Source organism: Photobacterium alginatilyticum (assembly GCF_009910675.1).
Taxonomy (GTDB): Bacteria; Pseudomonadota; Gammaproteobacteria; order Enterobacterales; family Vibrionaceae; genus Photobacterium; species Photobacterium alginatilyticum.
Genome location: NZ_RSEJ01000038.1, coordinates 13,822 through 33,649, shown reverse-complemented (window position 1 = coordinate 33,649; position 19,828 = coordinate 13,822). Strand labels below are relative to the sequence as shown.

Below are 19,828 nucleotides of genomic sequence, written 5' to 3'. Positions count from 1 at the left end.
TATAACTAGCGCAACGCATCAACACGTTGGAATTCATTTTCAACAAGTGGCTTGGCATCAGCCTGAGGCACATGGCACTGAAGACAGAAGTAACGGCGAGGCGACACATCTGATAGCACCTGCCCTTCACGAGTCTGATAGTGGGTCACACTGATCTTGGTCGCCCCCATTTCATTGGCATTTTTCCAGCTGTGACAAGCCAGACACTTGTTCGCATTCAGTGATACTTCGTAGTTACGAATGGTGTGCGGTACCAGCGGTGGCTGATAAACATAGTCGCTATCAATCGTACCCTGATCGCGCGGGAAGCGTTTCATCGCATCAGCAGCACGGGTCGCTTCGAGCTCACTGGCACCGCGCAGAGATTCCACTCCGCCAATACCGCCCGGGTTATGAAGTTCTTCTGCACTCTGAACGGCGCCGGCTACCAACATACCTACAGCCATGACCGCTAAAACTAGTCGTTTCATTGTATTCTCCGCCTAATGGCTAAATTCGAGTCAAGAGAGTGACTACCCATGAACCTGTCACGGGCAATCACGCTGATTTCATTCGATTATTTATATTTTGGTGATCTTGATTGGACACTTCTTGAAGTCGGTCTGCTTAGACAGCGGATCCGTGGCATCCAAAATCAGCTTGTTAATCAAAATACGAGCATCGAAGAAAGGTACGAATACCAGGCCAACAGGCGGACGGTTTCGACCTCGGGTCTCTACTCGACAACGAACTTCACCACGACGGTTTTGCAGCAGTACTTCGTCGCCACGACGCAGACCGCGAGCCTGGGCATCATCCGGGTGGATATAACACACGGCATCAGGCGCTGCTTTATACAATTCAGGAACACGGCGGGTCATCGTACCGGTGTGCCAGTGCTCCAGCACTCGGCCCGTACATAGCCACATGTCGTATTCTTTGTCCGGCACTTCCGGTGCAGGCTCAAACGGGGCAAAGATAATATTTGCCTTGCCGTCTGGCTTACCGTAGAAACGGTAGCCTTCGCCGGCAGGTACATACGGGTCAGAACCTTCGACAAAACGCCACTTGGTTTCCTTGCCATCGACAACCGGCCAGCGCAGACCACGCACCTCGTGGTATACATCATACGGTGCCAAATCGTGCCCATGATCGCGGCCGAAGGCTGCGTACTCTTCAAACAGGCCTTTCTGCAGATAGTAACCTTGTGCTTTGGCATCATCGTTTAGTTCCTGTGCTTCGGACAGCGGGAACTTGTCGACCTGACCATTGCGGAACAGCACTTCATACATGGTTTTGCCACGGTACTGTGGTGCTTTGGCCAGCAGCTCTTCACCCCACACTTCTTCAATCGTGAAGCGCTTGGAGAACTCCATCAGCTGCCACAGGTCAGATTTCGAATCACCCTGTGCTTCAACCTGCTGGTACCAAGCCTGAGTACGACGCTCGGCGTTACCGTAGGCACCTTCTTTCTCTACCCACATTGCTGTCGGCAGGATCAAATCAGCCGCCTGGGCCGTTGCCGTTGGGTACGGATCAGAACACACAATGAAGTTTTCCGGATTACGGTAGCCCGGCAGACGCTCTTCATTAATATTCGGACCAGCCTGCATGTTGTTGTTACACATCACCCAGTACGCGTTCATCTTGCCGTCTTTCAGCATACGGTCCTGCAGCACTGCGTGGTAACCCGGTTTTGGCGGAATGGTGCCTTCAGGCAGCTTCCAGATTTTCTCGGCGTAAGCACGGTGCTTAGGATTTTTTACTACCATGTCAGCTGGCAGACGGTGAGCAAACGTACCCACTTCACGCGCCGTACCACATGCCGATGGCTGGCCTGTCAACGAGAATGGGCCACAACCCGGTTTGGAGATCTTGCCGGTCAGCAGGTGAATGTTATAAACCAGGCTGTTCATCCAGACACCACGGGTGTGCTGGTTCATACCCATGGTCCATAGTGACATCACCTTGACATTAGGATCGGCATACTGCTTGGCCATTTCCAGCAGCTTCTCTTTTGAAACACCTGACATTTCAGAGGCTTTTTCAACGGTGTACTCGGCAACAGAGGCTTTGTACTCATCGAACGTCATTGGGTGCAGCTTGCCAGAGTTGGCGTTCTTGGCTTTCTGCTGCAGCGGGTGCTCGTCACGCAGGCCGTAGCCGATATCGGTCGTCGCACGCTTGAAGTGAGTGTGCTTGTTAACGAAATCCCAGTTCACGGCATCATTCTGAATGATGTAGTTGGCAATGAAGTTGGCAATCGCAAGGTCACTCTGCGGCTCGAAGATCATGCCGTTGTCTGCCAGTTCGAACGAACGGTGGTAGTAAGTGGACAGCACGTTTACTTTAACATGAGGATGGCTTAAACGGCGGTCAGTCAAACGCGTCCACAGTACCGGGTGCATTTCGGCCATATTCGAGCCCCAAAGCACGAACGCATCGGCATGCTCGAAATCATCGTAACAACCCATCGGCTCATCGATACCGAAGGTACGCATAAAGGCACCAACAGCAGAGGCCATACAGTGACGGGCATTCGGGTCAATGTTGTTTGAACGGAAACCGGCTTTCATCATTTTGGCAGCGGCGTAACCTTCCATTACCGTCCACTGGCCTGAACCGAACATACCTACACCTGACGGGCCATGCTTTTTCAGTGCCGCTTTCCATTTGTCAGCCATCACATCGAATGCCTGATCCCATGAAACTGGCTGGAAATCACCGTCTTTGTCGAACTTGCCGTTCTTCATTCGCAGCATCGGCGTCTGCAGACGGTCTTTACCGTACATGATCTTCGACAGGAAGTAGCCCTTGATACAGTTCAGACCCTTGTTGACCGGCGCTTCAGGATCACCCTGGGTAGCGACGACACGACCGTTCTGGGTACCAACCAGTACCGAACAACCTGTACCACAAAAACGACAAGGCGCTTTGTCCCATTTGATTTTGGTTTCATCAGAACTAACGATTAAGTTAGTTGCTGATGCTGGCAACGTAATACCAGCTACAGCTGCTGCCGAAGCAGCGGCGTTTGCCTTAACAAACGCACGTCTTGTCATTTTCATGAATCATCCTCAGATTGCGAATCAAAGTGTTCAATTTGGTGATACACTAAAAAAGTTGTTAATACATGTTCTAAGTTATTGATCTTATCGATGGTATCCGTCACGTATCCCTGGTTGGCGGTTTCCAGAACTACGATGACTTTTCCCTCTTCGCTTTCGCCGTGAATTTCGGTGTTTGGCAATTCAAGTATTTGAGCTTTTACGACTTCCAGGTATTCAGGCTTGACGTGAACCACCAAGCTCGAAATATGTACTTCTTCTTGCGCCATAAGCTATTTCTCTTCTCGTTCTTTTGTGAACATACTGATGGCTGACGCCGGACAGACCGGCAGACAGGCACCGCACCCATTACACACATCCGTATCAAGTTCCGGTATAGCCACGCCGCCGGCCTGGAGCTTGAATCGAATGGCCTGTACCTCGCACACATCACCGCAGCTTCTGCATTCAATTTTGTGTTGGGCCAGACAATCGGGAGTAATTTGCGCCCTGAGACCCCAGGGTTGTTCCGTTGTAGGGTGGAACAATGGCTCGGGACATGCATCGGCACACCGGGTACAGAACGTACATTCACCGCGTGTAAAGTCGACGGTAGGAAACCCGCCGTCGCCTTTGACAATAATCTGTGTTTCGCATGCGCTGATACATTTATTGCAGCGAGTACAGCTATCCACAAATGTATCTTCGTCAACAACCCATGGCATTCGCTGTAATGCAGGTGTGCGACGCCGAGAAAGTAAATTTCGGCGGGAACGATCAAACATTCGCTTTACCTTTCGTGAAGTAATATGAATAAAATACACATTACGGGTTGTTCTTCGACGCCGACAAACAGTCTTAACCCCTCAAAAACTGTTCACAAGTCGTCATCTTTTTACACAGCAAGTGTAAATCCCGTAAGAAATGCTTAAATACCTAGTTAGGGCTAAATAGGGGGTAAAATTGTCTTGGATCAAGAAACAGAAATGACAACCCTCACAATATTTACTACGACCATTACAACTATAGTTCAATAAACAACCTAACCAATTGATTTACAGTCAGCTGTCATTGGTAATAAATTAGAAAGGAATTTCAGTGCGAAATCGGCCGCTCAAGCCCGTCACCACCACCATTGCCCGTGCCATGCTGGCGATCCTGCTGCTGTCTGTAATGACCACCAGCTTTGCCCTCTTGACGCTGGCATCCAGCCTCAACGATGCCGAGGCCGTCAACGTATCCGGTTCACTCCGGATGCAGAGCTACCGTCTGGCCTATGACATCCAGACCGGCTCCTCGCAGTTCTCGGAACATCTCGACCAGTTCGAACAGTCACTGTTCTCGCCCTCGATGGCTGCCCTGGAGCATTGGACCGTCCCGACCGATATCAAAGTCCACTACTACAATCTCATCGGTCGCTGGGAAAACCTGCACCCCTTGCTCAATGATGGCGAAAAGCACCTTTTTCTCGACGAAGTTGCCAATTTTGTCGACAGGATCGACCGATTTGTCTTCGAGCTACAAGAATTTTCTGTTATCAAACTTCAGGTACTGTCCATCGCTGGCGGGATAGGACTCAGCCTGATCCTGATTGTCGCGCTGTTTACTATTCACTTCACCCAGCGAAAAGTCGTCTCACCGCTCAACCAGCTGGTCGGTGCCAGCAAACAAATTCAAAACGGCCACTTTGATATCAGCCTGGACGTAAAAAGTGATAACGAACTCGGCATTCTGGCGGGTACCTTTTCCAAAATGGCCGCCGATCTCGGCAAGCTGTACCGGGGACTTGAAAAGTCGGTGGATGAGAAAACCCGTCGCCTGCGCCATGCCAACGAATCGTTGCAGGTGCTCTATAACTGTTCCCAGGAACTCTCTGTCAGCCGCCTGTCATCACAGAATTTCTCGGCGATGCTCGATACCCTGATTGAAATCGAAGGGCTGACGGCAACCAAGCTGGTCATCGACGAAAACAACGGCATCAATACCGAGATAACAACGGGCAAACCATCAGAGCAACAGCAGTGGCACTACCAGGATCTGGAGCTGGACGGCCAAGTGCTCGGCCAGCTGTGGTGGCAATATACCCTGCCCTGCCCGGATAAAAACCTGATCGACAACATCGCCCGCACCCTTGCCCGGGGGATTTACTACAACCGGGCCCAGAAACAGGCTGAACAATTATTGCTAATGGAAGAACGGGCAACCATTGCCCGCGAGCTTCACGATTCACTGGCCCAGTCATTGTCTTATCTTAAAATTCAGATCACACTGCTTAAAAGGCAGCTAGGCAAGAACGAGACCGAGAGTGCCATGCAGATCATATCGGATATTGATAGCGGCCTGTCTGGTGCCTATACCCAGTTGCGGGAGTTACTCAGCACGTTCAGGCTGACAATCAAAGAAGCAAATTTTGGAGAAGCATTAGTTGAGATGCTCAAGCCGCTTGATGAGCAAACAGATGCTATGCTCATTGTAGACAACAACTTATCGTCGTTGAATTTGGATGCACACCATCAGGTACACTTGCTGCAGTTAATCAGGGAAGCTGTACTCAACGCAATCAAGCATGCACAAGCAGACGAGATCATCGTTTCCTGTAATCAGGACGGCGAACACGTTAACATCAAGATCAACGACGACGGAGAGGGCTTTGACCCTGCCAACGAAAAACTCAATCACTATGGTCTGGCGATAATGACAGAGCGGGCATCACGCCTGAATGGTGAACTGACAATTAATACAACCCAAGGCTCCGGCTGTGAGGTCGCCTTGAGCTTTTCGCTTGAGTCTTAAGGATTATAACTATGACATGTTGGAAGATAATGATTGTGGACGATCACCCGCTAATGCGACGGGGGATCAGCCAGTTACTTAGTTTTGAACCAGATTTTGAAATTGTAGGTGAAGCCAGCAACGGGGCCGATGCTGTTTTGCTAGCCAGCGAAAAAGAGCCCGATCTTATTCTGCTCGACCTGAACATGAAGGGGATGTCAGGGCTCGATACACTGAACGCCATGCGTGCCGAGGGGATCCACGCCAGCATTGTCGTTCTCACCGTGTCCGACAGCCGCTCGGATGTCAAGGCGCTGATCCAGGCCGGTGCCGACGGCTACCTGCTCAAAGATACCGAGCCAGAGCAGCTGATTGAACTGCTAAAACAAGCGCTGTGCGGCGGCAAGGCCTACAGTGATCTGGTACGAGAATACCTGGAAGACAACTCAGAGCAAGACTCGTTGTTAAACTCACTTACAGATCGGGAAATGCAAATATTGAAAGAAGTGGCAAAAGGGTATCGCAACAAGCAGATCGCCGACTCGTTGTATATTTCGGAAGCGACAGTCAAAGTGCATATGAAGAGCCTGCTGAAAAAGCTGCAAGTAAAATCACGTACGGCTGCCACAGTGCTGTACCTTGAGTATCAGGGCCAATAATGCTATTTCGGCGTGGTGTCGGACTTATCCTGTTACTGCTAGCAGGTTGTGAGACTACGCGCCCTCATGCCCATAGCGAGAGTATACGTATACGCTGGAATGCATCAGAACAGCTCGAGACTTGCACCGATAAGGGAACGGTAATCGGCTCAGAAGGGCATTGGTATTCATATTGGTTTATCAGCAACCGGGCACTGACAAAGGGTGCCCTGAACGATCTGAAAAACCAGGCCGTGCAGCGTGGTGCCAATACTGTGGATCTTTATCACCCACAAGCTTTCGGCACCTCGGTTACACTATTGGGCAATGCCTACGATTGCCCCTAGCCATAGCCAGCGGTTTCAGATTGTTAACTGAAAGTAAGACATGATAATAATCCGCAGAATAGCGGTTTATTATTAGCTGGAAACGGATGTAATGATGTCCTGCTCTCTCGCTTCAACCCATTGCAAGTCAAACGGTCCCCAGTCACTTAATTGGTAATAGCCATCATTATGGCGCTTACCATCTTGTACAAATGCTAACTCAATGCCAAAACCCGGCAGGGCTTTTAATACATCCTGAATAGTACGACGCGGCCAGCCAGTAATTTCAATGAGTTTAGGAACATTAGGGCGTTCAAGCTGTTCAACAAGAAGCGCTAAGTAAAGACGACGGGCAAAAACCGGATTCAATTCCATTGAGACCTCCATAATTTTGAGGCTTCATTATTCCGACTTTGGCGAATTGGATGTTGAGTTTGATCAAGGAGCTATTAGATTTATGGTCACTACAAGTACAATTCAGTGACCAAGTTCTCAAATATTGCGTAATTCCAGCCAGAAAACGGCGCCTTTGATTTGCTAACAAACTTTTTATTTTCAACAAGTTGTAACAAAATTGTTCCGACTTGGTTCGATTCATCCCGAACATAGCAGGAACGGCAAAGGCGCCATGGCTGTATCCCTATCCCACTAGAAGGAATATCCGGCCGACACCATAATGATCCAAGGATCGATGTCAGTTTTCACAGACTGCTGCGCACCGTCCGCCTTGAAGTTCACATCGGTACCGATATCGGCATACCAGACAGAGACGCCCAGGAACCAATCATCTTTTAGCTGATAATCAATACCGACGTTTGCCGCCAGGCCCCAGGAATCATCCAGTGACAAATCGCTCAGCTTGGCACTCTTGCCAGTCGAGTTGAATTCTTCGTTAAAGAAAGTCGTGTAGTTAAGACCTGCACCGACGTAAGGACGCCACTTGCTGGTGCTCTCCATAAAGTAATACTGAAGCATCAGCGTTGGCGGCAGGTGCTCGACTTCGGCAATATCGCCGATACCGTTCAGAGACACCTTATGACTAAACGGTGTCGCCGCAAGAAGTTCGACACTGATGTTGTCGGTAACCATATAACCAAATGTCAGGCCAAGCTGAATATTTGAATCAATACCAAACTCGCCCAGCGAACCCAGTACGTTATCACTGCTTTCATTAGGCATTACAGAGGCAGCACCTGCACGCACCAGAAAATCACCTTTCTTGTGGGCCAGCGCCTGAGGGGCAACAGATAAAGTAGCGAGTACAGCTAAAGCACAAACAGTCTTTTTCATTATTATTGACTCCATTCCTTTTGAATCCCGGCTGAGGGATATTGGGCTTTCTGTTAAGAACGGAGCAGAATGTAACCACTTTGAAACAACGGGTTATTGATTGAAATCAATTTACAAAAATTAACAACAACAATTAACTTTTGATACAGATCAATAACCCCAAAGAGGGATTTTTCCTAACACATTTTTCTCCGCAAAATGTTACTTTTGTGACACGTTATATGCATCATGCCTCGCAAAACCGCCACTGAATTAATGTATTCACAAGCATTCACAGCATCGATAAAACACTTATTTTTCAATAACAAATATCCATGAGCAGCTTAGTCTTATCGGCTCATGCGTTCTACACTCAATACCATCAACGCATTTGGTAATTGCCGCCTTAACTAATCGGTATTTGTTATGACCCAGGCATTTTGGTGCATCGTGATCTCAATTCTTTTTATTACTTTCTGTTGATACGCCAAAATCATCCATAGCTAGTTGCCATTGATACCTGTAACAAGGCCAGTCTTTAGATTTATCTGCTCTGCACGCGAGATGAATTCGTAACGCCTTAAAATTACCGTTACGTATAGAAGACAGCAACTTGGAGTCATCACGTAGGAACGTGACTAGCTGTGTATGATTGGGGCGAGTTTGAAGAGCAGGTTCGCAATGACGTACGGAAGTTTACCTTGAATGAATCAAGATAGGCAGTGAACGATATCCAATAGATGAAATAATACTAGAAAAACAGATCTCAATTGTGCATAGTTCTGCTTGATGAAACGATTTAAAGCCTCAGTCGCACACGCTGCGACACACAATAACCTATTGAACGTACCTTGGTAGCGGTCTAATCAAAGACCAAGTTATATCAAAATTTCATACATTCAATAAGTTAGAGGTTAAAATGACCCTTTCAGTATTCGCGTCACTTTTCATCGTGACGTTACTCGGTACAATGACGCCGGGACAATCCGTTATCATGGTATCACGCAACACACTAGCTGGTGGCAGGCTACATGGTGTAATAACCGCTTGCTCTCACGCTGTTGGGGTGGGGATATACGCGGCACTCTCACTAGCGGGGCTTGCACTAACCCTAAAGAGCTCTCCGGTATTCTTTAACTTAATATCATATGCTGGCGCAGGCTACCTAGCGTATTTAGGGTACTGTTCTTTACGTTCTATGGGTGGACTGTCTGATAGAATTACAGCAGGTAAGGAATGTACCCTATTTGAGTCAGCTCGTGACGGCTTCCTTATCTCTTTACTAAACCCAAAGATTATCATCTTCTTTTTAGCACTGTTCAGTCAATTCGTTGGATACGCTGACAACTTCACGGGACGTTTGATCATTGTCCTGTTGCCGGTAATCCTTGATGCTGTTTGGTATTCATTGATTGCTTGTTTCCTATCACTCCCTAACACAATGGAACGCTTACGCAAACACGCGGTACTCATTGATCGCTTGTCGGGTGTTGTGTTGATTGGTCTAGCTGTAAAAATTCTAACGGTTTAGGAGAGCAGTTATGTTTGCGAAAATCTGTTTTTACCTTGGCTGCCTATGTTTTTTGATTGGTATCGATATAGCAATATACAAATTGTAATTCACCGGACAATAATTAATTAATAGATACCGATAACCTACCCAAGGTTATCGGTGTTTTTCTAATGCCAAACCAGCTTTTGATATCTTCGTTTTGTGTTGCTGTGGCATGTTCACTAAATAGTTTTCACCAATCTTCATCTGACTGCTCACCGCCTGTAGACATTTGACCTACATCACGGTTATCTTCATGTTTAAAAGTCAGAACAACATTAGGATTATTTTAAGATGTCAAACTGTACAGTTACATACGGCATTAAGAACTGCGATACCATCAAAAAAATGAAAAAATGGTTGGAAGCAGAAAACATCGAATACCGCTTTCACGACTACCGCACAGACGGCCTGGACCAAGCGATGCTAGAAGCATTTGAGGCCCAGCTTGGCTGGGAGGCGATGGTGAACAAACGCGGTACAACCTACCGCCAGCTCAGTGACGAGCAAAAGGCCGGACTGAACCGTGAAACTGCTCTTACCCTGATGCTGGAGTACCCGGCGATGATCAAGCGCCCGCTGCTTGTTCACAATGAATCCTACCATCTGGGATTCAAGCCAGCCCAGTATCAGGAAATTTTCCAATCTTCACTTGCAGAAAAATAGTTAAGGATACAAGGATGTCAGATAGCCCGGTTATCGCCCTGGCGAAAGACTTTATCAGCCGAATTTCGGTCACCCCGGAAGATGCAGGCTGCCAGGACGTGATGATTGCACGTCTTGAAAAACTCGGCTTCAAGATCGAAACCATGGTCTTCGAAGACACCACCAACCTGTGGGCACGCCGAGGCACGGAAGCGCCACTGTTCGTCTTTGCCGGTCATACTGATGTTGTACCTGCCGGGCCGTCGGATCTCTGGCATACCCCGCCTTTCGAGCCGACAATCATTGATGGCTACCTTCACGGCCGCGGTGCTGCTGATATGAAGGGCTCACTGGCATGCATCGTCGTTGCGATCGAGCGGTTTCTTGCCGACAACCCGGACCACAAAGGGTCAATTGCCCTGCTGATCACCTCCGATGAGGAAGGGCCGTTTATCAACGGCACCACCCGGGTGATCGATACACTGGAAGCCCGCAACGAGAAAATAGACATGTGCATTGTCGGCGAGCCCTCCAGTACCCATGCCGTGGGTGACGTGGTCAAAAACGGCCGCCGAGGCTCGATCACCGGCGATGTGACACTCAAAGGTACCCAGGGCCATGTTGCCTATCCGCACCTTGCCGACAACCCGGTTCACCGTGCGATGCCGGCGCTGGCGGAGCTGGCTGCCACAACCTGGGACAACGGCAATGCCTATTTCCCGCCGACCAGCTTCCAGATCGCCAACCTGCATGCGGGTACCGGTGCCTCGAATGTCATTCCCGGCGAGTTTCACGTTCAGTTCAACTTCCGCTTCAGTACCGAGCTGACGGCAGACGACATCAAGCGCAAAGTGCACTCGGTGCTCGATGCCCACGGATTGGACTATGATCTGAAGTGGACTTTCAGCGGCCACCCATTCCTGACTGATCACGGTACGTTGCTGGAGGCAGTTGTCGACGCCATCGAAGAAGTTAACCACAAGAAACCAGAATTGCTTACCACCGGCGGCACCTCAGACGGACGATTTATCGCCCGGACAGGCGCGCAGGTTATCGAGCTTGGGCCATGCAATGCCACCATTCATAAAGTGAATGAGTGTGTCAAAGTGGCCGATCTCGAAAAGCTCACCGATATGTACCAAAAAGTGTTGGAAAAAGTACTTTAATGACTAACCCAACCCCAGCCCGGCCGCTTAGCGCCGGGCAACTTACCGGACAGGCCGACTCGCACCTTGTCGACCACCAGCAGCACTTGCTGCACCGGGATATGCTGCCGGCATTTCTCCGACTCCAGCAGGCGGCTAATCAGGCAGGCTTTGACTTGCAGATTGCCAGTGCCTTTCGCTCCTTTGAGCGTCAGCTGCTGATTTGGAACAACAAATTCAGTGGCTCCCGTCCTCTATTGGATAGCAACAGCCAGCCCCTTGATGCCAGCCAGCTTTCGGAGCTGGAGAAAATCCATGCCATCATGCGCTGGTCGGCCCTGCCCGGTGCCAGCCGTCATCATTGGGGAACCGATATCGATATCTATGCGGCGAACTGCCTGCCCGAGGGAACCCGGCTTCAGCTTGAGCCGTGGGAATACAACCAGGGCGGACATCAGGCGGCATTCAGTACCTGGCTTAATGAACACATTGCCCAATTCGGCTTCTATCTGCCCTATGCCGAAGACCGTAACGGGGTAGCCGTCGAGCCCTGGCACATCAGCTACTACCCCGTTAGCCGGCACTTGCTGCAACAGCTGACGCCAGAATTGCTTTACCACACACTTAACGCAAACCAAATAGCTGGAAAGTCGCAGATTTTGGCAAACCTTGGTAATCTTTATAGTAAGTACATAGAGAATATCTGTGAGGTCTAAATGGTGGAATGGCTACTCAACCCCTGGGTTATCAGCATCATCATCGTCAGCGTAATTGTCAGCAACATTGCGGCCTTGAAATACACCGCAAACATGAAGTTTGGCTACCGCGACAAAATCAAATACCTGCACGAGAAGCAAAAGCGCGAAGAGGCGCAGAAGGACGAAGAGAAAAAGGACGAGCAATCGTAAAGCCAGGCCGGTAAGAAATGAAATAGCTGAGCTGAGCAAAAGAAAGCTCCTCCCACTTTTAAAGGGGGAGGCCGGGAGGGGGTTCGTGTAACCCCACCCTAACCATCCCCTTAAAAAAGGGAGGGAACAAATTGCTAGGAACGAACCAGGTAGTCGGCGACACCCACCCACTTATAGCTGGTCAGCTCTTCCAGCCCCATCGGGCCACGAGCATGAAGCTTCTGGGTCGATACAGCAACCTCGGCCCCCAGACCAAACTGAGCACCATCGGTAAAGCGCGTCGAGGCATTAACATATACCGCGGCCGAGCCCGCCGCATTGACAAACCGTTCTGCCGCATTGATGTCATTGGTCAGGATCGCATCTGAGTGGCTGGCATTATGCTTGCGCATATGAGCAATGGCCTCATCAACGTCTTTGACTACTTTCACCCCGAGGGTAAAGCTCAGCCACTCGGTATCAAAGTCACCGTCCGCCACCTTACGCAGCTCTGCCGCCTTGCCTTCCAGTAATGCAAAGCTGGCTTCGTCGGCCACCAAAGCGACCTTATTGTGGTTCATACGCTCGGCAAGACGAGGTAGAAACGCCTCGGCAATGTCTTCGCTGACCAGCAGCGTATCCAGCGCATTACAGGCTGAAGGACGCTGTACTTTTGAGTTTTCCACCACATCCAGTGCCCGGGCCAAATCTGCTGTCTTGTCGACAAAGACATGGCTGATCCCGAAGCCACCGATGATCACGGGGATAGTGCTGTTTTCCTTGCACATCTTGTGCAGCCCGGCACCACCACGCGGGATAATCATATCGACATACTGATCGAGTTTGAGCAGCTTTGATACCAGCTCGCGATCCGGTTTTTCAATATACTGCACCGATGCCGCCGGCAGGCCTGCTTTCTCGAGGGCTACCTGGATCACTTTCACCAACTCCATATTAGAATGGAAGGTTTCTCGGCCGCCACGCAAGATACTGGCATTACCGGTTTTCAGACACAGCGCCGCAATATCAATCGTCACGTTCGGGCGCGCTTCGTAAATGACACCCACCACGCCCAGCGGTACACGGCGACGGCTCAGGCGCATGCCATTTTCCAGCACCCTGCTATCAAGCTCTGCACCTACCGGATCATCTAAGCTGATCACATTGCGCACATCACCGGCAATACCGGCCAGGCGCTCTGTGTTTAGCAGCAGGCGATCAACCAAGGCATCAGACATACCCGCTTCACGTGCCGCAGCAATATCCTTGGCATTTGCTGCCAGTATTGCATCACTATTGGCTTCCAGTTCGTCGGCAATGATCGCCAGCGCCTGATTTTTCTGCTTTGTCGCTGCAGTAGCAAGTTCGAAAGCTGCCTGTTGGGCAGCTTTACCCATAATCTCAAGATCCACACTCTTCCCCTATCATCAAAATATTGTCAGTACGTCGCCATACGCGATCAGATCACCACCAGATCATCGCGGTGTACGGCAACCGGACCGTATTCGTAGCCCAGGACCTGATAAATATCCTGACTGTGCTTTCCGGCAATTTTCGCCATATCTTTGCTTGAGTAACGACAGATACCACGTGCCAACAACACACCCTTGGTATTAAAAATCCGGGTAACTTCCCCGCGCTCAAACTGCCCTTTGACTTCCGTGATACCTTTAGACAGCAAGCTACTGCCACGCTGTTGTACTGCAATGGCTGCGCCGTCATCGATCACAATGTCCCCGGCCGGCGGAGGCCCTGCCAGGATCCAGCGCTTCCGGCTCTCCAGCGGCGATTCCAGCGGCAGAAAACGGGTTCCTACCGATTCCCCCCTGACCAGATCCGCGATCACATCAGGCCGGCTGCCTGCAGCAATAATCACTTCGATACCGGCCCGGCGGGCAACGTCGGCCGCCTGCAGCTTGGTCGCCATTCCGCCGGTACCCAGGCCACCCACACTACCGCCAGCTAACTTGTGCAGTGTTTCATCGATAGTATGGACTTCACGGATCAGCTCCGCATCCGGATTGTTGCGCGGATCGGCGGTAAACAGCCCCGGTTGATCGGTCAGCAGCAGCAACTTGTCTGCACTGGCCAGAATACCAACCAATGCCGACAGGTTGTCGTTATCACCGACTTTGATTTCAGTGGTTGCAACCGCATCATTTTCGTTGACGACAGGAATAATACCGTTATCCAGCAGCGCCACGATCATATCGCGGGCATTGAGGTAGCGCTCCCGGTCATCAAGATCGGCCCGTGTCAGCAGCATCTGCCCGACATGCAGGCCATAGATACCAAACAGACTCTCCCACTCCTGAATCAAACGACTCTGACCGACCGCCGCCAGCAGCTGCTTGCTCGCCATCGTTTTGGGGAGCTCGGGATACCCCAGGTGCTCACGCCCTGCTGCAATTGCACCAGACGTCACCATGATGACCTTGTGCCCCTGGCGGCGCAGCGATGCGCACTGTCGAACCAGTTCCACCATATGGGCCCGATCAAGCTGCAACGTTCCGCCGGTCAGTACGCTGGTGCCCAGCTTGACGACGATGGTCTGAGATTGTCTAACCGCCGGGGTCTCTGTTGAAGAGTGAGCACCCGCGAGGTTCTGCTCTGTAGCGTTCGAATGTTTAGTATCTGCCATTGGGATTAAACAATTGTGATGAATAAATTTATATTCAGATGTTTTATCAATCCCCTTGCTAGATCACAAGAAAAATGCGCTATAAAAGCGCATTATTCTTTCATCTGGCTACAGATAATCTGTTTGATGCACAATCAGGCAACCGTGCCCAGCTCTGCTTCTTCAAGCTCGCTAGCTGCAGTTACTGTCAGTTTGAACTCATCTTGCAGCAAACCTGTTAATTTCGGATAAAAGTCGTCGAGAGTCTGGAGTACGGCCTGCTCATGCTTGGCAGGTACGTTTTCTCTCTGCCATTCACCGCGACTGTCATAGCGGCCAAAGAAATAGTGGTATTCAAAACCTGTCTCAGTGGCCGTCAGGATCAGCCACCAGCCCCAGAACTCGCGCTCTTCCGGCTCTTTCTTGGCACTGATACAACTGGCAAGGCAGTCAAAAAAGAACTGGCCCTCAGAAGACTGTTGCTGGCGCAGATAGGGGCCCAGTGCAGTAAGCTTCGTCATCAAGCGCCCATGTGGCGGAAATGTTGTTGTAGTCGTCATAGCGTATCTCCATCCATAGTCAATAACACAATAACAGCATCCATCGGGTGCCAGACAGAAGCCTGGGCTCATCACGACCCAGCTTCTGCCACTCGTTATTCCATTTAAGCCATAAAGCCAAGAGATAGCAACATTTTATTTACAATAGCACGACTGAGAACGCAGTCCTCAGGCGAGTTTCTCTTTCAACCAGTCCACCACGGTTTCCAAGGCTCGGTGATAGCCGTCGTGAAGGGGTTTTTCCGGAAGCGTTATCGCCTTGCCGCCCCGGCTGGACATCGCAATAAGCTGGTTATCGAAGTCGGTACAAACAGGATCATTTTTCAGGCTGATCCCCAGCATCGGCACTTCAGTCTTACGGCGCCCCAGCAAACCCTGCTGCTTGAGCGACCAGGCGGGAAGGTGAGAAGTCAGGCTGGTCCGGGATACTCCCCTTTTACCCATTCGCGAGGCAATCATGTCGAGGTACATCCGCGGCATCGCATCTAGCCGCTTGGGATCAGCCAATACACTGTGTATTGCCCCGCCAAGGCTGATGCAGGTTTTCAATCGGGTTGGTTCAATAAACCCAAGGCGGATAGCAGCATTGCCCCCGAAGCGCAACCCCAGCATGGCAACACGGTTATGGTCGACCCAAGGCACATCGCGAATTTGCTGTAACAATGCCTGATGTAATCGACTGGTATCTTCCGTCAGTGCCCAGGCCGCGCTGTGACCGACAGACGGCATGTCCAAAGTAACCATCGCAAAGCCGGCCGGTCCGAGATAATCATGGTAGAGGCGCCACAAGTCTGACTGAAGGGTGTCCAGCCCGCCGCTGACAATCACGGTTGGCAGCAGTTTATCGGTGCAAGGCAGATGAATGAATGCCTGGAACGTCTTGCCTTCGTATTTGACATCGATCGTTTTCATTTTATGAGGCATATACTCCATGGCTTCACGATAGGTCTGGTTCGCCTGGAGCTCTGCCTGCGCCGCAAGTGTATCCCCTTTCAGGTGAGGGTAAGCCGCGATACTGTAGTACATACTGGCAGTCAGCAGCACCTGTCCCGCTTTGTCTTTCTTATCCGCCTTAACCAGCTCCCGGGCAGTCTTATGGTACATGGCGCCAGACTGACTCCACTCATAAATCCAGTTACCGGGCTTGTAGCCAACCACGGTATCGAGCAGCTCGTCATCGGTTCGCTGGGCCTCGGAGTTTGCCATCCGCGCAAGAATCGCCTCCATTTCTATCGGGTCGATTCCCTGCCATGCCCATTGCGGACGCCTTAAGATCCGATACCACCCTGCCTCACTGTCACCATCGATCGCGTTATGCATTGGCTTAGAGGCGACATGAGCCAGCTTAACCAGGCTAGAGGTCTCTTTCGAGGTTTGCCGTGGTGCAAACAGCTTTTCGGATAAGTTAGTTTTAGAGGGTTCAGACACGGTAAGCTCCATTGTTCGAATTCTTTCTATGCGCAACGACTCATTTGGCGCTCCTTTTCCTCAGGAGAAAACGCCTCCACCGAGAAGCAATCATCGGCATACGCAATGACATTGATACCCAAAGTATACCACCCATCAGTCAATTGCAGTGTGCGCGCAAAAACAAAAAGATGGCAAAACCTCCTCCAACCATTTACCTGCAAGTATCTGGCTCGGATGACAAAATCATGAATGCTACATTGAATTAATTCGCTTACTTTGACGCAACAATGAGAATAAATAAGGTGGAAACGTCACTTTTTGCCAGATCTCCGGCTGATTTCCTATCCTGAGCTATGCTGATAATACTGTTAGTATTTTATACGGTGGTTGGTGTATGAAAAAAATACTCGGTATAAGTCTGTTACTTCTTTCCAGCTCAGTACTTGCTTCAAACGGTGGTGGTAACGGCGGGTCTTTAGGCGGTAATCCTGGAGCAGCGTCCGGTGCCGTCAATGCCAAAATAGCCGTCTGTCTCGATGGCTCAGGCGAACAAATCCCAGGCTCTTACCAAACCAAACTAGACAGAAAGTGTAAGTTGACCGGTCACGATATGATCGACCTTATCAACTACAATAATTTCTATCGCAACAAGCCCAACGGCGAGTCTCTTTCTGACATAAGAGCTATGCGTTAACCGTCTTTCCATCAGGGCTGAATGCCCACGGTTGCGATCGCAAACAAAAAAGGAGCCTCCGCGGCTCCTTTTAGTCATTCATCGACCGGCAACTATTGCTTGGCAATCGGGTCTACAAACGTAACGGCCATGTCCCATGGCTGCTCAATCCATGTGTCCTGAGCAATATCCACTACGTAGTCATCAACCAGGTGCTTACCGGCAGGCTTGGCACAAACAGTGACAAACTTGGCTTTCGGATACATTGCGCGGATCATCTCGGCAGTACCGCCTGTATCTACCAGGTCATCCACAACAATGAAGCCTTCACCATCACCTTCGGCCTGCTTCAACACTTTCATTTCACGCTGGTGATCGTGGTCGTAGCTCGAGATACATACCGTATCAACGTGACGGATGCCAAGCTCACGGGCCAAAATCGCTGAAGGAACCAAACCACCGCGGCTAACAGCAATAATACCTTTCCACTGATCAGCAGGAAGCAGTTTCTCTGCCAGCTGACGAGTGTACATTTGCATGTTATCCCAGGTGATGATGAACTTATTACTCATATCCGATGAACCTCTGAATCAGCGATATTGTCGCTGGATATATTTATAAACTGTTATAAGAAGATAATTTTAGCGAGAAACAGGGCAGCAATAACCCATACGCTAATATTTACATCTCTTCCCTTGCCACTCATAACCTTAACAGCAGCATAAGTGATAAAGCCAAGGCCGATACCTTCAGCGATGGAGTATGTTAACGGCATTAACAGGCAAACGACAACCACAGGTGCCGCTTCTGTTAAGTCGCGCCAATCTACGCTGACCAAACCTGACATCATCAGAATGGCTACATAGAACAACGCACCGGCAGTCGCATAAGCTGGAACCATACCTGCCAATGGCGAAAAGAACAACGCCAGGAAGAACAATACGCCGACAGTCACTGCAGTTAACCCGGTACGGCCGCCCACAGCCACTCCTGACACGCTCTCGACAAATGATGTCGTATTCGACGTACCCAATACCGCGCCCACCGATGTTGCCGTACTATCAGCCAACAACGCGCGATTCAGACGCGGCAGTTTGCCGTCTTTATCCATCAGTTCTGCTTTGGTCGCCACGCCTACCAAGGTACCTGCGGTATCGAACAGGTCGACAAACAGGAAGGCAAACACAACAGAAATCAGGCCCACTTCAAGTGCACCGCTGAAATCCATCTGCATAAAGGTCGGTGCTATGCTTGGGGGTGCCGACACGACGCCACCATAGCTGATGTCACCAAACAGCACGCCCAGAGCCGTTACCGAAAGAATGGCAATCAGTACGGCAGCTTTATAACCTCGGTGTACAAGCGCAATGGTCAGGAAAAAGCCCAGAGAAGCCATCACAGCCGGGAAACTTGTCAGATCGCCAACATGAACCAGCGTCGCCGGGTTATCGACCACAATGCCCGAGCTCTGTAGGGCAATGAACGCCAGGAACAAACCAATACCCGCCGAGATACCGGTCCGCAAAGCCATTGGAATCGCATTGATGATCCACTCACGTACACGCAGCACACTCAGGGCAATAAAACACAGACCCGACAGGAATACCGCCGCCAGTGCAACCTGCCACGTGTGTCCCATGCCAAGAACTACCCCATAGGTAAAGAATGCATTCAAGCCCATCCCCGGAGCCTGAGCAACCGGATAGTTGGCGACAAAGCCCATAATGAAACAGCCGACCATTGCTGCCAGACAAGTAGCAACAAAGACTGCCCCCTGGTCCATCCCCGTGGTGGCCAGCATTGTCGGGTTTACAAAAATAATGTAGGCCATTGTCAGGAAGGTCGTCAGACCCGCCAACAGTTCGGTGCGAACATCCGTACCGTGCTCTGTCAGTTTGAATAGTTTCTCAAGCATTGCTCTCGGTTCCTTGGAGATAATATGCGCTAGTTAAAGTTAAAATAGAAAACGTTTGCGTGGTCTATTTTTGGGGGGCGATTATATGTCGCTTGGCAAGCAATTTCCAGAAAATAACGCAACTATCAGTAGCACACGGGTCTAACCGAATAAAAAAACAACCCATCCGACACCTTAAAACACAAAAATCATTATGATTCATTGGTTTAACATTATTGTATCATGTTGATCTTTTAACCGTTTCAATTTTTTCACTGGCACGCAAACGATAATATGCATCAAGATAATGATGAATTTCTTACCTAAGATGCAATGTAATCGAATACACCGCTATAACATTAAAAACTGCAAGGTTTGACGGCAAAAGATAAGGGATTTGATAGATAAAAA

The 19,828-nt window shown here is 50.0% G+C and carries 21 protein-coding genes; 9 read left to right on the top strand and 12 right to left on the bottom strand.

Annotated elements, in window-relative coordinates; all coding sequences use genetic code 11:
• Positions 1 to 5 precede the first annotated feature (5 nt).
• From EIZ48_RS25470 to napF, 4 genes are all read right to left on the bottom strand, one after another.
• Positions 6 to 470, bottom strand: coding sequence for a nitrate reductase cytochrome c-type subunit (locus EIZ48_RS25470; protein ID WP_075763845.1), 465 nt, complete (start codon positions 468 to 470; stop codon positions 6 to 8).
• Positions 471 to 560: 90 nt separating this feature from the next.
• Positions 561 to 3,047: a periplasmic nitrate reductase subunit alpha gene (napA, locus tag EIZ48_RS25465; protein WP_160657910.1), complete on the bottom strand. Its 2,487-nt coding sequence runs from the start codon at positions 3,045 to 3,047 to the stop codon at positions 561 to 563.
• Positions 3,044 to 3,316, bottom strand: coding sequence for a chaperone NapD (locus EIZ48_RS25460; protein ID WP_075763840.1), 273 nt, complete (start codon positions 3,314 to 3,316; stop codon positions 3,044 to 3,046). Before EIZ48_RS25460 ends, napA begins: the two co-directional genes overlap by 4 nt.
• Positions 3,317 to 3,319: 3 nt before the next feature.
• Complete coding sequence (napF, locus tag EIZ48_RS25455; RefSeq protein WP_160657908.1) at positions 3,320 to 3,811, bottom strand: ferredoxin-type protein NapF; 492 nt, start codon at positions 3,809 to 3,811, stop codon at positions 3,320 to 3,322.
• 313 nt (positions 3,812 to 4,124) lie between these two features.
• Here napF and narQ point away from each other — a divergent pair, with 313 nt between their 5' ends.
• Genes narQ through EIZ48_RS25440 form a run of 3 tightly spaced genes read left to right on the top strand, consistent with a single transcriptional unit; the run spans position 4,125 to position 6,783 of the window.
• The gene (gene narQ / locus EIZ48_RS25450) at positions 4,125 to 5,819 is read left to right on the top strand and encodes a nitrate/nitrite two-component system sensor histidine kinase NarQ (RefSeq protein ID WP_160657906.1); all 1,695 of its coding nucleotides are present in this window, start codon (positions 4,125 to 4,127) and stop codon (positions 5,817 to 5,819) included.
• 11 nt (positions 5,820 to 5,830) lie between these two features.
• The gene (locus tag EIZ48_RS25445; protein ID WP_160657904.1) at positions 5,831 to 6,457 is read left to right on the top strand and encodes a response regulator; all 627 of its coding nucleotides are present in this window, start codon (positions 5,831 to 5,833) and stop codon (positions 6,455 to 6,457) included.
• Entirely contained in the window at positions 6,457 to 6,783 is a 327-nt protein-coding gene (locus EIZ48_RS25440) for a DUF4156 domain-containing protein (RefSeq protein ID WP_160657901.1), read from the top strand. The genes EIZ48_RS25445 and EIZ48_RS25440 overlap by 1 nt, the downstream gene beginning before the upstream one ends.
• A gap of 72 nt (positions 6,784 to 6,855) precedes the next feature.
• On the opposite strand, the gene EIZ48_RS25435 is transcribed toward EIZ48_RS25440, so the two are convergent.
• Complete coding sequence (locus EIZ48_RS25435; protein WP_075763830.1) at positions 6,856 to 7,137, bottom strand: winged helix-turn-helix domain-containing protein; 282 nt, start codon at positions 7,135 to 7,137, stop codon at positions 6,856 to 6,858.
• A 273-nt stretch (positions 7,138 to 7,410) separates the two neighbouring features.
• On the bottom strand, positions 7,411 to 8,052 hold the full coding sequence (gene ompW / locus EIZ48_RS25430; RefSeq protein ID WP_160657897.1) for an outer membrane protein OmpW: 642 nt from the start codon (positions 8,050 to 8,052) through the stop codon (positions 7,411 to 7,413).
• An 898-nt stretch (positions 8,053 to 8,950) separates the two neighbouring features.
• On the opposite strand from ompW, the gene EIZ48_RS25425 reads away from it, so the two are divergent.
• The 5 genes from EIZ48_RS25425 to EIZ48_RS25405 all read left to right on the top strand — a co-directional run bounded on the left by EIZ48_RS25425 (position 8,951) and on the right by EIZ48_RS25405 (position 12,281).
• Entirely contained in the window at positions 8,951 to 9,562 is a 612-nt protein-coding gene (locus EIZ48_RS25425) for a LysE family translocator (protein ID WP_160657895.1), read from the top strand.
• Between the two features lie 315 nt (positions 9,563 to 9,877).
• The gene (locus EIZ48_RS25420) at positions 9,878 to 10,249 is read left to right on the top strand and encodes an ArsC family reductase (protein ID WP_160657891.1); all 372 of its coding nucleotides are present in this window, start codon (positions 9,878 to 9,880) and stop codon (positions 10,247 to 10,249) included.
• Positions 10,250 to 10,263: 14 nt separating this feature from the next.
• The gene (gene dapE, locus EIZ48_RS25415) at positions 10,264 to 11,394 is read left to right on the top strand and encodes a succinyl-diaminopimelate desuccinylase (protein ID WP_075763817.1); all 1,131 of its coding nucleotides are present in this window, start codon (positions 10,264 to 10,266) and stop codon (positions 11,392 to 11,394) included.
• Positions 11,394 to 12,089, top strand: coding sequence for a M15 family metallopeptidase (locus EIZ48_RS25410; RefSeq protein ID WP_160657888.1), 696 nt, complete (start codon positions 11,394 to 11,396; stop codon positions 12,087 to 12,089). Before dapE ends, EIZ48_RS25410 begins: the two co-directional genes overlap by 1 nt.
• The gene (locus tag EIZ48_RS25405; RefSeq protein WP_160657884.1) at positions 12,090 to 12,281 is read left to right on the top strand and encodes a DUF2897 family protein; all 192 of its coding nucleotides are present in this window, start codon (positions 12,090 to 12,092) and stop codon (positions 12,279 to 12,281) included.
• Positions 12,282 to 12,415: 134 nt separating this feature from the next.
• On the opposite strand, the gene EIZ48_RS25400 is transcribed toward EIZ48_RS25405, so the two are convergent.
• From EIZ48_RS25400 to frsA, 4 genes are all read right to left on the bottom strand, one after another.
• The gene (locus tag EIZ48_RS25400; protein WP_192928736.1) at positions 12,416 to 13,657 is read right to left on the bottom strand and encodes a glutamate-5-semialdehyde dehydrogenase; all 1,242 of its coding nucleotides are present in this window, start codon (positions 13,655 to 13,657) and stop codon (positions 12,416 to 12,418) included.
• A 62-nt stretch (positions 13,658 to 13,719) separates the two neighbouring features.
• On the bottom strand, positions 13,720 to 14,901 hold the full coding sequence (gene proB / locus EIZ48_RS25395) for a glutamate 5-kinase (protein ID WP_160657878.1): 1,182 nt from the start codon (positions 14,899 to 14,901) through the stop codon (positions 13,720 to 13,722).
• Between the two features lie 134 nt (positions 14,902 to 15,035).
• On the bottom strand, positions 15,036 to 15,440 hold the full coding sequence (crl, locus tag EIZ48_RS25390; protein ID WP_160657875.1) for a sigma factor-binding protein Crl: 405 nt from the start codon (positions 15,438 to 15,440) through the stop codon (positions 15,036 to 15,038).
• A gap of 168 nt (positions 15,441 to 15,608) precedes the next feature.
• Positions 15,609 to 16,868, bottom strand: a complete 1,260-nt coding sequence (gene frsA, locus EIZ48_RS25385) for an esterase FrsA (protein ID WP_160657872.1) — start codon at positions 16,866 to 16,868, stop codon at positions 15,609 to 15,611.
• Between the two features lie 376 nt (positions 16,869 to 17,244).
• Here frsA and EIZ48_RS25380 point away from each other — a divergent pair, with 376 nt between their 5' ends.
• Complete coding sequence (locus EIZ48_RS25380) at positions 17,245 to 17,544, top strand: hypothetical protein (protein ID WP_160657870.1); 300 nt, start codon at positions 17,245 to 17,247, stop codon at positions 17,542 to 17,544.
• A gap of 92 nt (positions 17,545 to 17,636) precedes the next feature.
• Here EIZ48_RS25380 and gpt read toward each other — a convergent pair whose 3' ends face one another.
• Both gpt and EIZ48_RS25370 read right to left on the bottom strand, forming a co-directional pair.
• A complete protein-coding gene (gene gpt / locus EIZ48_RS25375) occupies positions 17,637 to 18,095 on the bottom strand; it encodes a xanthine phosphoribosyltransferase (protein WP_075763786.1) in 459 nt (152 codons plus the stop codon).
• A 53-nt stretch (positions 18,096 to 18,148) separates the two neighbouring features.
• A complete protein-coding gene (locus EIZ48_RS25370; RefSeq protein ID WP_160657867.1) occupies positions 18,149 to 19,438 on the bottom strand; it encodes an NCS2 family permease in 1,290 nt (429 codons plus the stop codon).
• Between the last annotated feature and the right edge of the window lie 390 nt (positions 19,439 to 19,828).

What these genes read in the sequence shown, in the direction of transcription:
- EIZ48_RS25470 (WP_075763845.1), bottom strand. Translation starts at nt 470, where the DNA reads ATGAAACGACTAGTTTTAGCGGTCATGGCTGTAGGTATGTTGGTAGCC.
- napA (WP_160657910.1), bottom strand. Translation starts at nt 3,047, where the DNA reads ATGAAAATGACAAGACGTGCGTTTGTTAAGGCAAACGCCGCTGCTTCG.
- EIZ48_RS25460 (WP_075763840.1), bottom strand. Translation starts at nt 3,316, where the DNA reads ATGGCGCAAGAAGAAGTACATATTTCGAGCTTGGTGGTTCACGTCAAG.
- napF (WP_160657908.1), bottom strand. Translation starts at nt 3,811, where the DNA reads ATGTTTGATCGTTCCCGCCGAAATTTACTTTCTCGGCGTCGCACACCT.
- EIZ48_RS25445 (WP_160657904.1), top strand. Translation starts at nt 5,831, where the DNA reads ATGACATGTTGGAAGATAATGATTGTGGACGATCACCCGCTAATGCGA.
- EIZ48_RS25440 (WP_160657901.1), top strand. Translation starts at nt 6,457, where the DNA reads ATGCTATTTCGGCGTGGTGTCGGACTTATCCTGTTACTGCTAGCAGGT.
- EIZ48_RS25435 (WP_075763830.1), bottom strand. Translation starts at nt 7,137, where the DNA reads ATGGAATTGAATCCGGTTTTTGCCCGTCGTCTTTACTTAGCGCTTCTT.
- ompW (WP_160657897.1), bottom strand. Translation starts at nt 8,052, where the DNA reads ATGAAAAAGACTGTTTGTGCTTTAGCTGTACTCGCTACTTTATCTGTT.
- EIZ48_RS25425 (WP_160657895.1), top strand. Translation starts at nt 8,951, where the DNA reads ATGACCCTTTCAGTATTCGCGTCACTTTTCATCGTGACGTTACTCGGT.
- EIZ48_RS25420 (WP_160657891.1), top strand. Translation starts at nt 9,878, where the DNA reads ATGTCAAACTGTACAGTTACATACGGCATTAAGAACTGCGATACCATC.
- dapE (WP_075763817.1), top strand. Translation starts at nt 10,264, where the DNA reads ATGTCAGATAGCCCGGTTATCGCCCTGGCGAAAGACTTTATCAGCCGA.
- EIZ48_RS25410 (WP_160657888.1), top strand. Translation starts at nt 11,394, where the DNA reads ATGACTAACCCAACCCCAGCCCGGCCGCTTAGCGCCGGGCAACTTACC.
- EIZ48_RS25405 (WP_160657884.1), top strand. Translation starts at nt 12,090, where the DNA reads ATGGTGGAATGGCTACTCAACCCCTGGGTTATCAGCATCATCATCGTC.
- EIZ48_RS25400 (WP_192928736.1), bottom strand. Translation starts at nt 13,657, where the DNA reads ATGGGTAAAGCTGCCCAACAGGCAGCTTTCGAACTTGCTACTGCAGCG.
- proB (WP_160657878.1), bottom strand. Translation starts at nt 14,901, where the DNA reads ATGGCAGATACTAAACATTCGAACGCTACAGAGCAGAACCTCGCGGGT.
- crl (WP_160657875.1), bottom strand. Translation starts at nt 15,440, where the DNA reads ATGACGACTACAACAACATTTCCGCCACATGGGCGCTTGATGACGAAG.
- EIZ48_RS25380 (WP_160657870.1), top strand. Translation starts at nt 17,245, where the DNA reads ATGAAAAAAATACTCGGTATAAGTCTGTTACTTCTTTCCAGCTCAGTA.
- gpt (WP_075763786.1), bottom strand. Translation starts at nt 18,095, where the DNA reads ATGAGTAATAAGTTCATCATCACCTGGGATAACATGCAAATGTACACT.
- EIZ48_RS25370 (WP_160657867.1), bottom strand. Translation starts at nt 19,438, where the DNA reads ATGCTTGAGAAACTATTCAAACTGACAGAGCACGGTACGGATGTTCGC.